Origin of the sequence: Haloarcula amylolytica, assembly GCF_049705545.1 — an archaeon.
Taxonomy (GTDB): Archaea; Halobacteriota; Halobacteria; order Halobacteriales; family Haloarculaceae; genus Haloarcula; species Haloarcula amylolytica_B.
Genome location: NZ_JBNAMU010000001.1, coordinates 2372046 through 2388097 on the forward strand (window position 1 = coordinate 2372046; position 16052 = coordinate 2388097).

At 65.3% G+C, this 16052-nt stretch carries 16 protein-coding genes; 10 read left to right on the forward strand and 6 right to left on the reverse strand.

What is annotated here, in order from left to right:
- Positions 1-101: 101 nt before the first annotated feature.
- Both ACOZ4H_RS12355 and ACOZ4H_RS12360 read left to right on the forward strand, forming a co-directional pair.
- Positions 102-2735, forward strand: a complete 2634-nt coding sequence (locus ACOZ4H_RS12355) for a heavy metal translocating P-type ATPase (RefSeq protein WP_424329560.1) — start codon at positions 102-104, stop codon at positions 2733-2735.
- Positions 2736-2787: 52 nt separating this feature from the next.
- The gene (locus ACOZ4H_RS12360; RefSeq protein WP_424329561.1) at positions 2788-4542 is read left to right on the forward strand and encodes an ABC1 kinase family protein; all 1755 of its coding nucleotides are present in this window, start codon (positions 2788-2790) and stop codon (positions 4540-4542) included.
- A 30-nt stretch (positions 4543-4572) separates the two neighbouring features.
- On the opposite strand, the gene ACOZ4H_RS12365 is transcribed toward ACOZ4H_RS12360, so the two are convergent.
- Positions 4573-6099: a cryptochrome/photolyase family protein gene (locus ACOZ4H_RS12365; RefSeq protein ID WP_424329562.1), complete on the reverse strand. Its 1527-nt coding sequence runs from the start codon at positions 6097-6099 to the stop codon at positions 4573-4575.
- Between the two features lie 170 nt (positions 6100-6269).
- Between ACOZ4H_RS12365 and ACOZ4H_RS12370 the strand changes: the two genes are divergently transcribed.
- Positions 6270-6845: a halocyanin domain-containing protein gene (locus ACOZ4H_RS12370; protein WP_424329563.1), complete on the forward strand. Its 576-nt coding sequence runs from the start codon at positions 6270-6272 to the stop codon at positions 6843-6845.
- Positions 6846-6867: 22 nt separating this feature from the next.
- On the opposite strand, the gene ACOZ4H_RS12375 is transcribed toward ACOZ4H_RS12370, so the two are convergent.
- Positions 6868-7170, reverse strand: coding sequence for a DUF7521 family protein (locus ACOZ4H_RS12375; RefSeq protein ID WP_424329564.1), 303 nt, complete (start codon positions 7168-7170; stop codon positions 6868-6870).
- Entirely contained in the window at positions 7167-7529 is a 363-nt protein-coding gene (locus ACOZ4H_RS12380; RefSeq protein ID WP_424329565.1) for a winged helix-turn-helix domain-containing protein, read from the reverse strand. The genes ACOZ4H_RS12375 and ACOZ4H_RS12380 overlap by 4 nt, the downstream gene beginning before the upstream one ends.
- Positions 7530-7772: 243 nt before the next feature.
- Here ACOZ4H_RS12380 and ACOZ4H_RS12385 point away from each other — a divergent pair, with 243 nt between their 5' ends.
- Positions 7773-8654 carry a halocyanin domain-containing protein gene (locus tag ACOZ4H_RS12385; protein WP_424329566.1) on the forward strand — a complete coding sequence of 294 codons (882 nt, stop codon included), beginning with the start codon at positions 7773-7775 and terminating at the stop codon, positions 8652-8654.
- Between the two features lie 25 nt (positions 8655-8679).
- Here ACOZ4H_RS12385 and ACOZ4H_RS12390 read toward each other — a convergent pair whose 3' ends face one another.
- A complete protein-coding gene (locus tag ACOZ4H_RS12390) occupies positions 8680-9453 on the reverse strand; it encodes a fumarylacetoacetate hydrolase family protein (protein ID WP_424329567.1) in 774 nt (257 codons plus the stop codon).
- A gap of 163 nt (positions 9454-9616) precedes the next feature.
- On the opposite strand from ACOZ4H_RS12390, the gene ACOZ4H_RS12395 reads away from it, so the two are divergent.
- Genes ACOZ4H_RS12395 through ACOZ4H_RS12410 form a run of 4 tightly spaced genes read left to right on the forward strand, consistent with a single transcriptional unit; the run spans position 9617 to position 13600 of the window.
- On the forward strand, positions 9617-10351 hold the full coding sequence (locus ACOZ4H_RS12395; RefSeq protein WP_424329568.1) for a prephenate dehydrogenase/arogenate dehydrogenase family protein: 735 nt from the start codon (positions 9617-9619) through the stop codon (positions 10349-10351).
- On the forward strand, positions 10348-11823 hold the full coding sequence (locus ACOZ4H_RS12400; RefSeq protein ID WP_424329569.1) for a small ribosomal subunit Rsm22 family protein: 1476 nt from the start codon (positions 10348-10350) through the stop codon (positions 11821-11823). The genes ACOZ4H_RS12395 and ACOZ4H_RS12400 overlap by 4 nt, the downstream gene beginning before the upstream one ends.
- A 36-nt stretch (positions 11824-11859) precedes the next feature.
- On the forward strand, positions 11860-12669 hold the full coding sequence (gene surE, locus ACOZ4H_RS12405) for a 5'/3'-nucleotidase SurE (protein WP_424329570.1): 810 nt from the start codon (positions 11860-11862) through the stop codon (positions 12667-12669).
- Positions 12670-12676: 7 nt separating this feature from the next.
- Positions 12677-13600 (forward strand): DMT family transporter, encoded by a 924-nt coding sequence (locus ACOZ4H_RS12410; protein ID WP_424329571.1) that lies wholly within the window; start codon positions 12677-12679, stop codon positions 13598-13600.
- A gap of 2 nt (positions 13601-13602) precedes the next feature.
- Here ACOZ4H_RS12410 and ACOZ4H_RS12415 read toward each other — a convergent pair whose 3' ends face one another.
- The gene (locus ACOZ4H_RS12415; protein ID WP_424329572.1) at positions 13603-14862 is read right to left on the reverse strand and encodes an alanyl-tRNA editing protein; all 1260 of its coding nucleotides are present in this window, start codon (positions 14860-14862) and stop codon (positions 13603-13605) included.
- A 239-nt stretch (positions 14863-15101) separates the two neighbouring features.
- Here ACOZ4H_RS12415 and ACOZ4H_RS12420 point away from each other — a divergent pair, with 239 nt between their 5' ends.
- The gene (locus tag ACOZ4H_RS12420) at positions 15102-15230 is read left to right on the forward strand and encodes a hypothetical protein (RefSeq protein WP_424329573.1); all 129 of its coding nucleotides are present in this window, start codon (positions 15102-15104) and stop codon (positions 15228-15230) included.
- Between the two features lie 119 nt (positions 15231-15349).
- Positions 15350-15517 (forward strand): hypothetical protein, encoded by a 168-nt coding sequence (locus tag ACOZ4H_RS12425; RefSeq protein ID WP_424329574.1) that lies wholly within the window; start codon positions 15350-15352, stop codon positions 15515-15517.
- A gap of 108 nt (positions 15518-15625) precedes the next feature.
- Here ACOZ4H_RS12425 and ACOZ4H_RS12430 read toward each other — a convergent pair whose 3' ends face one another.
- Positions 15626-16024: a hypothetical protein gene (locus ACOZ4H_RS12430; RefSeq protein WP_424330367.1), complete on the reverse strand. Its 399-nt coding sequence runs from the start codon at positions 16022-16024 to the stop codon at positions 15626-15628.
- Positions 16025-16052 lie beyond the last annotated feature (28 nt).

The window sequence follows — 16052 nt, forward strand, 5'->3', positions numbered from 1 at the left end:
TGAGGTCATATATGAGTTTACTTCTAAATCTAACGTCCAAATCTGACCTTCGGATCAAAGGGACAAACCGCATGAACATGGGGGGCGTATAGGAAGACAAGATGAGTAATCGGACCACCCGTCTCGAACTGACGGGAATGAGCTGTGCCAACTGCGCGGGCACGATTGAGGAGTCGGTGGGCGAGTTGGACGGGGTCGCGTCCGTCGACGCGAACTACGCCACCGACGAGGGGAGCGTCGAGTACGACCCTGACGTGGTATCGCTCGCTGACATCGTCGCTGCTGTCCAGGAAGCCGGCTACGGCATGGCGACAGAGACGGTGACCGTCGGCATCACCGACATGTCGTGTGCGAACTGCGCGGACACCAACGAAGAGGCGCTGGAAGCGACTGCGGGCGTCATCGAGGCCGACGTGAACTACGCCACCGACGAGGCCCAGATCACCTACAACCCGGCCGACGTGTCGCGTGCGGACCTCTACGATGCTATCGAGTCAGCCGGCTACACGCCTATCAGAGAGGACGGCGAGAGTGAGAACGGCGGTGACGGCTCCGGCGGTGAGCAGTCCGGCGCTGACCGCAGGGCCGCCGCGCGCAACGAGGAGACGCGCAGACAGCTCCGTCTCACGCTGTTCGGAGCGATATTCTCGGCCCCACTCCTGCTGTTCATGGCGGACCACCTGTTCTCGCTCGGTCTCGTCGGCGAGACGATTCTGGGGGTCCCACAGGGCTGGGTCGCCTTCGCGCTGGCGACGCCGGTCCAGCTGCTGCTCGGCAAGCCGTTCTACGAGAACTCCTACAAAGCGCTGGTCAACAACCGCCGGGCGAACATGGACGTGCTCATCGCCCTGGGTTCCTCGACGGCGTACGTCTACTCAGTTGCCGCGCTGGCGGGTCTCATCGCGAGCACGGGGCTGTACTTCGACACGGCCGCGCTGATTCTCGTGTTCATCACGCTCGGGAACTACCTCGAAGCCCGCTCGAAGAGCCAGGCCGGGGCCGCCATCCAGCAACTCCTTGAGATGGAGGCCGACACGGCGACGGTCGTCCGCGAGGACGGCAGCGAGGAAGAGATTCCCATCGACGAGGTGGGGGTCGGCGACCGGCTGAAAGTCCGCCCCGGGGAGAAGATTCCGACAGACGGCGTCGTGGTAGACGGCGACTCGGCCGTCGACGAGTCGATGGTGACCGGCGAGTCCGTCCCGGTCGAGAAAGGCGAGGGTGACGAGGTCATCGGCTCGACGGTGAACCAGAACGGCGTCCTCGAAGTCGAGGCGACGAAGGTCGGCTCGGAGACCGCCATCCAGCAGATCGCCGAGCGGGTCCGGCAGGCCCAGTCCCGCCAGCCCGACATCCAGAACGTCGCCGACCGCATCTCGGCGTACTTCGTCCCGGCGGTCATCGGCAACGCCGTCCTCTGGGCGGTGCTGTGGGCGGTCGCGCCGGAGACGCTGGCGGCCTTCGTCGACGCGCTCCCGCTGTGGGGACTGGCCGCGGGTGGCCCGGCCGGCGTCGGCGTGAGCGAGTTCGCGGTCGTCGTGTTCGCCTCCGCCGTCCTGATCGCCTGTCCCTGCGCGCTGGGGCTGGCGACGCCCGCGGCGACGATGGTCGGGACGGCAATCGGCGCACGCAACGGCGTCCTGTTCAAGGGCGGGGACGTGCTCGAACGCGTCCACGAGGTCGACACCGTCGTCTTCGACAAGACGGGGACGCTGACGAAAGGCGAGATGGAACTCACAGATGTAGAGGTCGTCGGTCCCGCTACCGACGGCGGGACGCTCAAGCCCGGGCGCGAGCTGACCGAGGAGTTCGTCCTCGAAGTCGCAGCCAGCGCCGAACACGCCAGCGAGCACCCGCTGGCCGAGGCTATCGTCGAGGGCGCGCGCGACCGGGGCATCGAGGTCGAGGACCCCGACGCGTTCGAGAACATCCCCGGCCAGGGCGTGAAAGCGACGACGCGCCACGGTCGCGTCCTCGTCGGCAACCGAAAACTGCTGTCCGAGGCCGGCGTCGACACCGCTCCGGCAGAGGACCGGATGGACGCCCTCGAACGCGAGGGCAAGACGGCGATGCTGGTCGCGCTGGCCGAGGACGCCGGCGGTGACGACACCGAGACCGACGACCCGGACTACCGGCTCCTCGGTATCGTCGCCGACGCCGACACGGTCAAAGAGTCCGCGAAGGCCGCCGTAAGCGGTTTGCGAGATCGCGGCCTCGGCGTCTGGCTCATCACCGGCGATAACGGTCGGACCGCCCGCGCCGTCGCCGAGGAGGTCGGAATCGACCCCGACAACGTGATGGCCGACGTGCTGCCGGAGGACAAGGCCGACGCCGTCGATGACCTCCAGAGCGACGGCGACCAGGCGATGATGGTCGGCGACGGAGTCAACGACGCGCCCGCGCTGGCCGCCGCGAGCGTCGGCTGTGCCATCGGCTCGGGGACCGACGTGGCAATCGAGGCCGGGGACGTGACCCTGCTCCGGGACGACCCCGCCGACGTGGTGAAGGCCATCCGGATCTCCGAGGCCACGCTCCGGAAGATCAAGCAGAACCTGTTCTGGGCGCTCGGGTACAACACCGTCATGATTCCGCTGGCCTCGCTGGGACTCCTTCAGCCAGTGCTGGCCGCTGCCGCGATGGCCGCCTCGTCCGTGTCGGTGCTCGCAAACAGCCTCGCGTTCCGCCGGTACACGCCGGATTCGGAGTACCGCCTGTTCGGCTTCCTCCGTCGCTGAGCGGGGACCGTCTCCAGCAGACTCATCTGTCGCCGGGCCTCATTTGGGGACAGTGACTGCCGAGGAGCGTGTCGCCGACGAGCCGACGGGACAGACAGTGTCACAGCCGGGCGGTGTCGGCGTCCGGCTCCGGGCGCTCTGGCGGGCGCTCGTCATCGTCTGGCAGTTCGTCCCGCTGCTCTGGCAGTGGAGTCGAGACCGCAATCGGTTCCTCCTGTTCGGTCGGTCCCGGACAGTAGCCCCCGAGACGCGGACGCGGCGCGCTCGCTACTTGAAGGATACTTTCGTCGACCTCGGTCCGGCGTTTATCAAACTCGGGCAGATGCTGTCGACCCGGCCCGACGCCCTGCCGCGGGCGTACGTGGACGTGCTCTCGGAGCTACAGGACAACGTTCCACCGGACGCGTGGGCCACCATCGAGCCTGTCATCGAACGGGAACTGGGCGACGACATCGACGCGCTGTTCGAAGAGTTCGACACGACAGCCATCTCCGGGGCCTCGCTTGGGCAGGTGTACGAAGCGCGGCTCGACGGCCAGCGGGTCGCGGTGAAGGTTCTCCGACCAAACATCAGAACGCGCGTCGAATCCGACCTGCGCGTGCTGTCGACGCTGTTGCCGGTGCTCACCTACGGTGCTGATCCGGGCCAGGCGTTCACGCTGGAAAACCTCACCGAGGAGTTCGCGACGACGGTTCGCCGGGAGATGGACTACGGCCACGAGGCGCGGATGCTCCGGGAGATCGGCGACAACTTCACAGATGACGACGACATCGCCATCCCGGACGTCGTCGAAAGCCACTCGACGGACCGCGTGCTGACGATGACGTACATCGACGGCGTGAAAATTGACGACGTGGAGCGATTGGACGAACTCGGCATCGACCGCCCGGCGCTTGTCCGCCGGCTCGAGGAGGTGTACATTCAGATGATCGTCGAAGATGGCCTCTTCCACGCCGACCCCCATCCCGGTAATCTGGCGGTCCAGCCCGACGGGACGATCGTCTTCTACGATTTCGGGATGACCGGCTACCTCGGGCCCCGGACGCAGGACCAGCTACTGGATTTCTACGTCGGCCTGGCGACCGACGACGTGGACCGGGTGATGGACGCCTTCGTCGAGATGGGGGCGCTGGACCCGATGGCCGACCGCGAGGTGATGCGGGAGGCTTTCGATATCGTGATCGAGCAGTTCCGCGGCGAGGACATCAGCGAGTACCGCATCGAACAGCTGGTTGGCCAGTTCGAGACGCAACTGTACGAGTTCCCGATGCGCCTGCCACAGGACCTGGCGCTGGTGGTCCGGGTAACGACGGTCCTCGAAGGCGTCTGTCGGACGCTCGACCCCGAGTTCGACTTCATCGAAATTATTTCCGAGTACGTCATGGAGCAGGGCGCTGGGGACGATGTCCGGGAGCGGATCAAGACGGAAATCCAAGAGACAGTGACGGACTCGACCCGGTCAGCGGTGCGGACAGCCCCGAAGCTAGAGGACGCACTCGACAGGGTCGAGCGCGAAGAACTGCTTGTCAAGACTGTACTCGAAGACTCCGACGGACTGAGTCGGGTTCTCGCCAAGCGGCTCCTGCTCGGGATCGTCGCCAGCGCCGGGGTGCCGGTGAGTGCCTACCTCTACACCGTGAGCGGACTCCAGCCCGCTGGGCTCGCGCTGGGCGGGAGCGCGGCGGTGCTCGGGATTCTCGCGTGGTCGTTCCGCCGACGCCGCGGGCCGGCGCTGTCGTCGCCGCAGTTTACTCGCCACGAGATGCAACAACGGCAGGCGGCCGACGCGGCAGAGGGAGAGGAGTAGCCGAGCGGCGCTCGCGGGGCACGGTCGCGCTCAGAGGTCGCCAGCGGCCGCCATCTCCCGAATCTCTGCGGCCCGCTCGCGTATCTCCGCGAGTTCCTCGTCGCTTTTGTTGTCGACGTGGCTGTACATCAGCCCCATTCGATGGTTGGACCGGAGTGTATCTTCGTTTCGGTCCAAGAAGTCCCAGTACAGCGCGTTGAACGGGCACGCACCGTCACCGGTCGTTTTCGTCTTGTAGTACGGACAGCCAGAGCAGTAGTCGCTCATCTTGTCCACGTAGTTCGCCGACGACGCGTACGGCTTGGTGGCGAACACACCCGCGCCGTATAGCCCCATCTCGACGACATTCGGCGTCGTCACCCAGTGGAAGGCGTCGACGTAGCCGGCGTGGAACCAGCGGTTCAGTTGCGCCGGCTCGACGCCGTAAATGAGACCGAAGTTCGCGAGAATCATCAGCCGCTCGATGTGGTGTGAGTAGCCCCGCTTTCGGACGCCGTCGACCACGTCGGAGAGACACGCCATGTCGGTGTCGCCGTCCCAGTAGAAGTCCGGCAGGGCCTCGCTCGCGCCGAGCTGGTTCGCCTCGGCTAAATCCGGCATCTCCCGGCGGTAGACGTGCCGGAGGAACTCGCGCCAGCCAAGCACCTGTCGGACGAACCCTTCGACGCTGGGCAGCGGTGCGTCGCCGTCCTGGTAGGCGGCGATAGCGCGCTCGATAACTTCATCGGGACCGAGGAGTCCCAGATTGAGCGACGTGGAGAGCAGGCTGTGGCTCATCGCCCACTCTTCCTCCAGCATCGCGTCCTGGTACGGCCCGAACTCCGTTAGTCGGTTCGTAACGAAGTGGTCCAGGGCTCGGACAGCCTGCCGGCGAGTGACCGGCCAGCGAAACGGCTCGGGGTCGGCCCAGTCGCCGCCGTACGGTCGCTCGTCGTAGCTCCCCTCGAACGTTTCCTCGACCCACTCGATAACGTCCTCGGTGACTGCGTCCGGTTCGAATGTCGGGGGCTCCGGCGGCGTCCACTCGTCCGGTGGCGTCTCCCGGTTCTGATCGTCGTAGTTCCACTCGCCGCCAACGGGGTCCCCGTCGGACAGTAGGTACCCCGTCTCCCGGCGCATGAACCGGTAGAAATCCTCGTGTCGATAGCGCCCGTCCCCCGCCCACTCGTCGAACTGCGAAGGTGGGCAGAGGAAGCGTTCGTCGGGGACGAATTCAATCGTTCCGTCGGCGTCGGCTACTAGCGTTTCGAGACGCGCCTGTGCGGACTCGGTCTGTGGTCGGTTGGTTACGAGCGTGTCGTCCGGATGGGCCTCGAAGTGTGCCGCCAGTCCGTCCTCGAAAGTCTCTGTCTGGCGGTACTGGACCGTCCGATCGACGTTCCGGAGCTCGTCACGGAAATGCCGCATTGCACTGAACAGCAGAATCAGCTTGTGTGGGTGGTACGGCAGTTTGCGTGCGAACGACTCTGCCTCGATCAGGAGCACCGGTTCGTCCGGCCGGTTGGCGACAGGGCCGGACCGGCGGAGGAGGTGGTCGCCGCGAAGCCAAACGGTCATCTGTGGACGGACACTCCCATTGGCTGTATCGAGGGTCCGTATCCGCATCAATCCCCGTCCGAACTGTGTCGGTATCGAGACGCTGTGGGGTGGGACAATCCTCAATTATTGTTCCCGGTCAAGCGACAGAAACGACTTCCTTATAAGTACACAGTCATAATTCTAGCCGCATGACAGACGACCTCGACAGGCGGACGTTCATCCGCACGACGGCGGCCGTATCAGGCGCTGGACTCATTGCTGGCTGCGGCGGGTCCGGCGGCGATGGCGGTAGTGGCGGCGACGGTGGCAGCGGCGAAACGGAAGCCACCGAAGCAGAGGAGATGGAAACCACTGAAGCCGAGGAGATGGACACCGAGAGCAGTGGTGGGATGGAAACCGTCGAAGCGCCGAGTGAGGTGGCGGACTACGTCGGCGATTCGTCGAACTTCGATGGCAGCATGGTCGTCATGAGCGAGCAGGACGAGGTATCCGTTGCAGTCGGAGCCGAGGGTAACGGCGGCGCGTTCGCGTTCGATCCGCCCGCGATAAAGGTCTCGACCGGGACGACGGTCGTCTGGGAGTGGACCGGTGAAGGCGGCGGCCACAACGTCAAATCGGAAGGCGACGGCCCGCTCGACTCGGGTTCGGCTGTCGCAGAGGAAGGGACCACCTACGAGTACACGTTCGAAGAAGCCGGGACCTACCTCTACAACTGTGTGCCTCACGTCTCGCTGGGCATGAAAGGCGCAGTCGTCGTCGAATAACGCGACAGTCGGCGATCAGTTTTTATCGTGTCACCAGCGCAGAGCGGCTGGTGACGTACAGCGAGTACGCGATGACCGCGAAGCCGACCGCAGTCAGCGCGTTCTCGAAGATCAGTGCGACATCGGTGGGTAAGCCGAACAGCTGGTCTCCGACGCCGGCGATGAGCGATCCAACGGTGATAGTCGCGAATCCGATAGCGAGAAACGTGAGCCCTGTCGCCCGTGTTTTCAGCGCCGCGCGGGTTGCGAAGTAGGTGATGAGCCCACCGAGCAACACTGTCACAGTCTTGAATCCGATGACGATGAGTGGGATGTCTCCGTTCATAGTTCCTCGCTGACGCGTGACCACAGGAGTGCGAGCCGGTCGCTCGGTCGTTCCTCGGCCGGCAGGACGTCGACATCGAAGGATCCGTCACCGTCGACCCCGACGAACACGCCCCCGCAATCCCGGACGTACGCCGTCGCGTGATGCCCGTCAGCACGCACTTCCGTCTCCTCGGCGACCAGCTCGGCCTCGCTCAGTTGTTCAAGCTTCCGGTACGTGCTTGTCTGGGGCAGGTCACAGGCCGAGGCGACCTCTTTGGCTGGCAGCGGCTCGTCGAGAACCCTGAGTATGTCGCGACAGTCAGGGTCGGCGAGGGCGTCGAACAGCGCCTGCGTCTCGCTCGCGTCGTTGTGTGCCACGGAGGGACCCTCTCAGGGGGCAGTCGGAGGTAGTTCTGCGGGCGGTTCGGTTTCCATATGACGGGGCAGCGACGTGAAACCTGTGGGGCGCTATTACCCCGATGTCCTGCGATACCTGGGTATCAGCTCTCGCGCAATATATAGATTATAAAACACCATCAGATAAAGGGCAACCGTTTGTTTCCAGAATCTGGAAAGGGGACACTCCCTTTTCTATCCCGTAATACCAACGGTTAGCATGCCATGCGACCGCCCTCCACCCGCAGACAGTTCCTCGCGAGCACAGGACTGACAACACTCGCCGTTACCGCCGGCTGCGTCTCCTCAAGCAGTTCAAACCCAGCCGACAACGGGACCGAAGCTGCATCGTCAACGCCCACAGAGACAGCCACGACGGCGTCAACGCCCGAATCCCTCGACGACTGGCTCGACGACGCCAACGGTTACGACGGCGAGGCCCGCCGCTTCGGACCCGAATCCCGGCCGACGGTCATGGTCGGCCAAGAGAAGGATGGCGGACTGGCCTTCGATCCGCCGGTCATCGAAGTCCCGCCGATGACCCTCGTTCGGTGGGACTGGACCGGGCACGGCGGCCAACAGAACGTGGTCGCCCTCGACGGCACGTTCGACAGCGGCCGGACGAACGCCCAGTCCGGAACGGGGTATCACTACTTCTTCGAGGAGACCGGCGAGTACCGCTACGTCTCCGAACCCCATCGCGACGATGGCATGAAAGGTACGGTTATCGTGAAAGAGCCGCCGACTTCAGGCAATGCAACTGTCGACGAGTGGCTCGCACCGGCGAGTAACTTCGGCGGCACCATTACCGACCGCACCGACACCGATACGACAACTGTCACGGTCGGAGTCAAGGGCAACGGTGGTCAGTTCGCGTTCGGCCCGCCCGCCCTGAAGGTTTCGACTGGAACGACCGTCGTCTGGGAGTGGACCGGCGACGGTGGTCCACACAACATCGTTTCTAAAGGTGACGGCCCGCTTGACACGGAACTCGTCACCGAGAGCGACAGCGTCCACGAGTACACGTTCGAGGAAACTGGGACCTATCTATACTCCTGTAAACCGCATGAATCGATAGGGATGAGAGGCGCAATCGTCGTTGAATAGCTTCGGAACTGGCCTGTTGGCCCGCCTAGGGAATCTTGACGCTGTGTTTGAGCGTGCCGATTCCTTCGATTTCCACTTCGACCTCGTCGCCGTCCTCCATCGGGCCGACCCCTTCAGGCGTCCCCGTGGCGATGACATCGCCGGGCTCTAAGGTCATGTACGAGGTTATCTCCGCGATCAGTTCGGGCACCGAGAAGATGAGGTGCTCGCGGGAGGAGGACTGCTTCGTCTCGCCGTTCAATCGGAGTTCGATGCTGGCGTCCTCGGGAACGTGCTCCGGCGTAGCCACGAGCGGGCCAATCGGACAGGCGTTGTCGAAGGCCTTCCCGCGGACCCAGTTCTGTTCCCGCCGCTGGTCGTCGCGGTTGGAGATGTCGTTGACGCAGGTGTACCCCGCGACGACGTCCATCGCGCCCGATTCACTGACGTTCCGGCACTGCTCGCCGATGACGACGCCGAGTTCGGCCTCGTAGTCGATGCGCTCTTTCCCCGAGGGCATCGTGAGGTGCTTGCCGTGGGACGCGACGGCGTTCGGAGCCTTGAGGAACAGCATCGGCCTGTCCGGGAGGTCCGAGTCCATCTCTTCGGCGTGGTCGGCGTAGTTGCGCCCGATACAGACGACTTTCGTCGGCTCGCAGGGCGGGAGAATGTCCACCTCGTCGGGGTCGTAGGACTCGTCGCCGAACGCGATGCGACCGTACGGTCCGGCGGCGGCGGTGACGACGGGCTCGCCGTCCTCGACGGTCCAGCGGCCCCCCCGGACATTCCCCGCGGTATCACGGAATCGAACGCGCTTCATGTCACCGTTCTCTCAGGGCCGACAGATAAGCGTTTAGGAGGGGGAAACCGGACCACAGCGGGCTGTTCGACGGCTGTCTACCCGAGTATCGTCACCTGCGGTGTCGCGGCGGTCAGGAGTGTGACCGAACGGCTTTTGAGACGGGGCGGGCTACGCTGGGCCGATGAACGTCCTCGTCGTTGGCGCCGGCGCGATGGGCCAGTGGTTCGCGCGCACAGTCCGGACCCACGCCGACGCGTCCGTCGCCTTCACCGATGTCGACCAGTCGGCCGCCGAAACCGCTGCCGACGCGGTCGGCGGGCGCGCTGTCGCCAGCGACGCGACCGAGACTTTCGATGTCGTCTGTATCGCGGTGCCGATGCCCGTCGCCGAGACGGCCATTCACGAGTTCGCGCCGCTGGCTACGGGTGCAATCGTCGATGTGACTGGGAGTATGGCAGACCCCGTCGCAGCGATGCGGGACGCGATGCCTGACGGCCAGCGACTGAGCCTCCACCCGCTGTTTGCCCCCGAGAACGCGCCCGGCAACGTCGCCGTCGTCGCCGACGTATCGGGACCCGACGCTGCTGCCGTCGTCGACGCACTCGACGAGGCCGGGAACAACTGCTTCGAGACGACGGCGGCGGAACACGACGAAGCCATGGAAACAGTCCAGGCCAGCGCCCACGCGGCGGTGCTCGCGTTCGCGATGGCCGCCGCCGACGTGCCCGACCGGTTTCAGACGCCGATTTCGGCCGGCCTGTTCGACCTCGTCGAGCAGGTCACCGGCGGCGATCCGCGGGTGTACGCCGACATCCAGGACACCTTCGACGGCGCGGACGCGGTCGCCGACGCCGCCCGGCAGATTGCCGACGCCGACGCGGACACCTTCGAACGGCTCTACGAGCAACTTTCATGAACCAGGAAACACGCCAGCAGATACGCGAAAACGCCCAGTACCTCCGCAACGTCCGACCGCTGGACCCCGAGGAGCTACACGAGTACGTCGAGGGCCAGCCCCACCCCGCCGTCGTCAAGCAGGTGCTCCGGGAGGAGGCGTTCGATCTGGGCATCGTCGAACAGGACGACGGAACCTTCGCTCCGGCACCTGAGGGTCGTCTTTCGGTAGATTTCGACGGCGTCGAGCGGTTCCCCGACCGCTACGAACAGCAGGTCATCGACCTGTTGACAGAGTGGGGCGGACTGGAGTGGCACAGCGGCGACAGCGGTGACGAACTCCGTGAGCGCATCCGTGACATCAAGGAGCGGTATCTCCAGGGCCAGGCCGTCGAGTACGACGAACTGACGGCGCTTGGCTACGCCGTCTACCACCTCCCTGACTACTACGCCGTGGCGAAGTACGTCCTCGCGGACCTCGTCGCAGACGGTCTGCTCCCGTCACAGCTCCGAGTTCTGGATGTCGGGGCCGGTGTCGGCGGCCCGGCGCTCGCCCTGCGCGACCTGCTTCCGGACGACGCGCTGCTCGACTACCACGCGGTCGAACCGAGCGCCGCCGCGGACGTGCTGGAGAGCCTACTGGAAGACAGCGGCCAGAACGTCCGATGGGAGATTCACCGGGCGCTCGCCGAGGAGTTCGATCCGTCGTCGCCGATTCCCGGCGACGACAGCGGTGGCGGGACCGGAGACGGGGACAGCGGTAGCGACGGCAGCACCGATGAGGGATACGACCTCATCATCTTCGGCAACGTCCTCAGCGAACTCGACGACGCGGCGGCGACCCTCTACCGGTACGTCGAGGCGCTTTCCGACGACGGAACGCTACTGGCGCTGGCCCCCGCCGACCGGAACACGGCGATACAGCTCCGGCAGGTCGAGCGCGAGGTGGCCGACGGCGGCCCGGCGACGGTGTACGGGCCGACGGTGCGCCTCTGGCCCCACCAGTCTCCCGACAGCGAATCGTGGTCGTTCGACCGCAAGCCCGATATCGAGGTGCCGACGATGCAGCGGCGGCTCGACGACCCCGCGGGCGGGACGGGCGAGTTCGTCAACACGGACGTGCAGTTCGCCTACAGCGTCCTGCGAACCGACGGGAAGCGAAAGCACGACGTGACGCCGGACCGGGGCATCCACGCGCCGATGGCCGACGCCGAGAACTACGTCACCGACCGGGTGAACTTCCTGGGTGTGAAACTCAGCCACGACCTCGCCGAACGGGAGGGGGCGAACCCGCTGTATCTGCTGGGCGACGGCAGCCAGAAGGTCGACCACTTCGCCGTCCTCACGGAGGCGTCGATACTGAACGAGGACCTCCGGAAAGCCGACTACGGCGACCTGCTCTCATTCGAGAACGCGCTAGTGCTCTGGAACGACGACGAGGAGGCGTACAACGTCGTCGTCGACGGCGAGACGGTCGTCGACCGGGCCCGCTAGCGGTGGGCTTTTCTCGGGGACGGCCTGACGGAGCGTATGGACGAGCCGACGATTCTGCTGACCAACGACGACGGCATCGAGAGCGCCGGCCTCCGGGCGCTGTACGACGGGCTCTCGACGGTCGGCGACGTGACCGCGGTCGCCCCGGCGGAGGACCAGAGCGCGGTCGGCCGAGCTATCTCACACGAAGTGACCGTCCACGAGCACGAGCTCGGCTACGCCGTCGAGGGAACGCCCTCGGACTGCGTCGTGGCCGGGCTCGAAGCGCTCGTCACCGACACCGACCTCGTGGTCGCGGGCTGTAACCGCGGGGCGAACCTCGGCGCGTACGTTCTCGGGCGCTCGGGGACCGTCAGCGCCGCCGTCGAGGCGACGTTCTTCGACGTGCCGGCGATGGCCGTTTCGATGTACATCCCGGTCCGCGAGGACGCCGCCTTCGCCGACATCGAGGCCAACGGCGACAGCTACGGCGAGGCCGCCAAGGCGACGACCTACCTCGCCGACCACGCCGTCGACGCCGGCGTGTTCGAGCAGTGCGACTACCTGAACGTCAACGCCCCCGTCGCCGAGTGGGGCGACGCGGAGATGACGGTCACCCGACCGTCCCACGTCTACGAGATGGACGCCGTCAGGGAGGGCGACGCCGTGACCCTCCACGACCGAATCTGGGAGCACATGGCAGAGGGCGACATCCCCGATCCCGAGGGGACCGACCGCCGTGCCGTCGTCGACGGGAAGGTCAGCGTCTCACCGCTGACCGCGCCGCACACGACGGAACACCACGAAGCCCTCGACGCCATCGCGGAGACCTACGAGCCGGGCGACGACGGCGAGGCGGCCGACTGAGCGGACGATGCGGTTCCGCAACGCCATCCTCTTCGTCGCGCTCGCCGTCGCCTGGGGCAGCGCCTTCACCGCGATCAAAGCCGGGCTGGAGTACTTCCCGCCGATCCTGTTTGCGGCGTTCCGGTACGACCTCGCCGGGCTGTTGATGCTCGGCTACGCGGTGTACGCCACAGACCAGTGGGTTCCACGGGGTCGGACCGACTGGGCCGTCGTGGGTATCGGCGGCTCGCTCATGATCGCCGCCTACCACATCTTCCTGTTCGTCGGCGAGCAGGGAACCACCAGCGCCGCCGCCGCTATCGTCGTCAGCCTCTCGCCGATTCTCACGACCGGGTTCGCGCGTGCGTTCCTCCCGGACGAACGGCTCACGGCACTGGGCATCGTCGGCTTATTCATCGGGTTCGTCGGCGTCGGCGTCCTCAGCAACCCCGACCCGGAGAACCTCCTCGACCCGCGAACCGTGTCGCTGTTTCTGGTATTCCTCGCGGCCACGTCGTTCGCCCTCGGGAGCGTGCTGACTCGCCGGTTCGACGACGACCTGGAAATCGAGACGATGGAGGCGTGGTCGATGCTGCTCGGTGCGGTGCTCATGCACGGCGTCAGCCTCGGTGCCGCCGAGTCGATTGCCGACGTCCGGTGGACCGCCGAGGCCGTCCTCGCCCTGCTGTACCTGGTCGTCGTCGCCAGCGCCCTCGGCTTTCTCATCTACTTCGACTTGCTGGAGCGGCTGGGACCCATCGAGATCAACCTTGTCTCCTACGCCGCCCCAGTCGTCGCCGCCGCCACTGGACTGCTGTTCCTCGGTGAGACGCCGACGGTCTACACAGGTGTCGGATTCGCCTGTATCCTCGTCGGGTTCGGACTGCTGAAACGGGACGCGCTACGAAACGAGGTCGCGCGGTTCAACGGGACGCCGAATCGGGGTGACTGAGATCAGTCGCCCCGGTCTGCCGCCGCTGACACGTCTCGGAGGAACGCGACGATATCGTCACCGTCAGCATCGAGACCGCCGCCCTGTGCGACTGTCGGTCGCCCGCCGCCGCCGCCACCGAACTCCGTCGTCACGCGGTCGACGACCTCGCCGGCGTCGATGCCGCCGGTCGTCGCGACGCCCAGATACTGGCCATCGGCGTCCACCAGCGCGGCCACGTCGATATCGTCGTCGACGGCGGACTCCGCCCGGTCGGCCAGTCCGTTCGCGTCGAGTCCGGTGACGGTGCCGATGAGCCACCGCCGCCCGTCCACTTCGATAGCATCGTCGCGCAGATCAGCGAGACGGGAATCGACGAGGCGTTCTCGGAGGGTCGCCACCGTCTCCCGGAGGTCGTCGCATTCTGACTGGAGGGCATCGACAGCGGCCGGGAGTTCCGCAACGTTCGTATCCAGTGACTTGGCCGCAGCCATCGCCCGCTCGTGCTCGGTCGCGCGCTGGCGGATGGCTCGCGGACCGACGGCGAACTCGACGCGGGTCAGTCCCTCGCCAGGGTTGGACCGTCCGAGCACTGTCACCGGCCCGATCTCTCGCGTGTTCCCGACGTGTGTCCCGCCACAGGCTGCCACGTCCCAGTCTTCGATAGTGACGACCCGGACCGTCTCGCCCTCGATTCCCTCTTCGGTCTTCGTGTTGAACGCGATGTCGTCGCGGTCCAGTGCCTCCTCACGCGGGATTTCTTCCCAGGTCACGTCGTAGGACTCCCAGACGGCGCGGTTAGTCAGCCGTTCGAGTTCGGTGAGCGTTTCGTCGTCGATTTCGGTCGTCGTTTCGAAGTCCACCCGAACCTTCCCGCTGATAGCCGGTCCGAAGGCAGCGGCTTCGTCGTCGTCCGGTACTGTCGCGCTAATATCGAAGCCGCCGTAGCCGAGATCCGACAGCAGCCGGCGACCAGCGCCGTAGAGGACGTGGCTGGCCGTGTGGGCGCGCATGCAGTACGTCCGAAACGCCGTGTCGATCTGGCCTTCGACCGTCTCGCCGGAGTCAAACGCCGGCGGATCGGCCAGTTCGTGGACGATATCGCCGTTTCGGTGCTGGACGTCGACGACCTCAACGCCGCCAAGTGTCCCCCGGTCGGCCGGCTGGCCGCCGCCTTCGGGGTAAAAGTACGTCTCCGTTAGCACGACATCGGTTGTATCGATACGGTCGACAGTCGACGTGAACGTCGTCACAGTGGGCTCGGCTGCGGCTGTTCCCGTCATCGGGCGTGGCTACGTCGGCGCGAACAAAAACACCTGGGCGTCACTCCCGGACAGGGGTGTATCTGGGACCGGCTGGCCGACAAGAACGTAGTTCCCGCGCGTACGGTTCCAGTGAAGGGGTTTAGGAGCTGATTTACACAGTTCCCAGCAGCTATTCGAGGCATAATCCGCTGTTTTACACCGTATCCAGTCTCGATACGGTGCCACTAATTAAATACGGTCAGTGACGCTTACATTTCATGCTCGGGAGTGGGGTCCAATCGGTAGTGCTCTGGCTGGTGGTGGTCTGGCTGTTCGCAGTCGGGCTGTTCCTGGCGCTGCTGTACGCGTCCGGCAAGCGGGACCGACGTGAGCAGACCCGCGTGTAACTGGGGCGAATGTATAGGCCGGACGATGGGACAGTAGCGTCTGACGCTCGGCTGACGGGCCCCTCGGTATCAGATCCTCGTCCTGCGGTTTTCACTTTCACTGTGAATTACCCGATTATATGAGCCCTGGCCCCCTGTCGGGCAATATGATCGAGCGATTACGCCGGGTCGTGGGGACTCGACAGCGGTCACATCTGGAGTGTCGACGCTGTGGAACCACCATCGAAACGGGCGGCACGACCTGCCCGGCCTGTGGCTCCGGCAACATCGCACAGTACGACCTCTGACCGCGGTATCGGCCAGCTATTCTGCTGTTTTCTCTTTTCCAAACGCTGTCAGGCAGACAGATCGTAGACTGTTCGTTCAGCGACAAAAGAACACGTCAGCAGAGGCGCCTACTGCTCGACAGATTCCCACACGTCAGACGAAATCTTCGCCTCAGAGTTGTCGGGATGTGTCACCGTCAGTCGGTCGCCGGACTCGATAGCGATGAGATCGACAGTGTTGCTCTCCGTGTGATTCCGTGTCGGATACGTAAACGGTCGTGACCGCGTCGGGAGGTCGCTGATCGACGGGCACTCCGGCGGCGCAACGACGTCGTCGGCGAACCCGTCGGTGTGGATCTTCGACTGTGGCTTGTCGCGACCACGCGTATCGAGCCACTGGAGGCATTTCTCCCCAATCGAAATGGTCTCAATGGCTGAGCGCACCCGGTGCCTGGCCCGTTCCAGAAGCGAGGGCGGCGGCACGTCGCCGTCGGCCGTCCTACCCCGGGCACCCCGTGGCTCATCCATGGGTGTGAGACTCATAAGCACAGCTAGG

Excerpts from the sequence above, each read along its gene's own strand:
- ACOZ4H_RS12420 (WP_424329573.1), top strand. The coding sequence starts at position 15,102 with ATGCTCGGGAGTGGGGTCCAATCGGTAGTGCTCTGGCTGGTGGTGGTC.
- surE (WP_424329570.1), top strand. The coding sequence starts at position 11,860 with ATGGACGAGCCGACGATTCTGCTGACCAACGACGACGGCATCGAGAGC.
- ACOZ4H_RS12425 (WP_424329574.1), top strand. The coding sequence starts at position 15,350 with ATGAGCCCTGGCCCCCTGTCGGGCAATATGATCGAGCGATTACGCCGG.
- ACOZ4H_RS12370 (WP_424329563.1), top strand. The coding sequence starts at position 6,270 with ATGACAGACGACCTCGACAGGCGGACGTTCATCCGCACGACGGCGGCC.
- ACOZ4H_RS12415 (WP_424329572.1), bottom strand. The coding sequence starts at position 14,862 with ATGACGGGAACAGCCGCAGCCGAGCCCACTGTGACGACGTTCACGTCG.
- ACOZ4H_RS12395 (WP_424329568.1), top strand. The coding sequence starts at position 9,617 with ATGAACGTCCTCGTCGTTGGCGCCGGCGCGATGGGCCAGTGGTTCGCG.
- ACOZ4H_RS12400 (WP_424329569.1), top strand. The coding sequence starts at position 10,348 with ATGAACCAGGAAACACGCCAGCAGATACGCGAAAACGCCCAGTACCTC.
- ACOZ4H_RS12355 (WP_424329560.1), top strand. The coding sequence starts at position 102 with ATGAGTAATCGGACCACCCGTCTCGAACTGACGGGAATGAGCTGTGCC.
- ACOZ4H_RS12390 (WP_424329567.1), bottom strand. The coding sequence starts at position 9,453 with ATGAAGCGCGTTCGATTCCGTGATACCGCGGGGAATGTCCGGGGGGGC.
- ACOZ4H_RS12375 (WP_424329564.1), bottom strand. The coding sequence starts at position 7,170 with ATGAACGGAGACATCCCACTCATCGTCATCGGATTCAAGACTGTGACA.
- ACOZ4H_RS12365 (WP_424329562.1), bottom strand. The coding sequence starts at position 6,099 with ATGACCGTTTGGCTTCGCGGCGACCACCTCCTCCGCCGGTCCGGCCCT.
- ACOZ4H_RS12385 (WP_424329566.1), top strand. The coding sequence starts at position 7,773 with ATGCGACCGCCCTCCACCCGCAGACAGTTCCTCGCGAGCACAGGACTG.
- ACOZ4H_RS12430 (WP_424330367.1), bottom strand. The coding sequence starts at position 16,024 with ATGGATGAGCCACGGGGTGCCCGGGGTAGGACGGCCGACGGCGACGTG.
- ACOZ4H_RS12410 (WP_424329571.1), top strand. The coding sequence starts at position 12,677 with ATGCGGTTCCGCAACGCCATCCTCTTCGTCGCGCTCGCCGTCGCCTGG.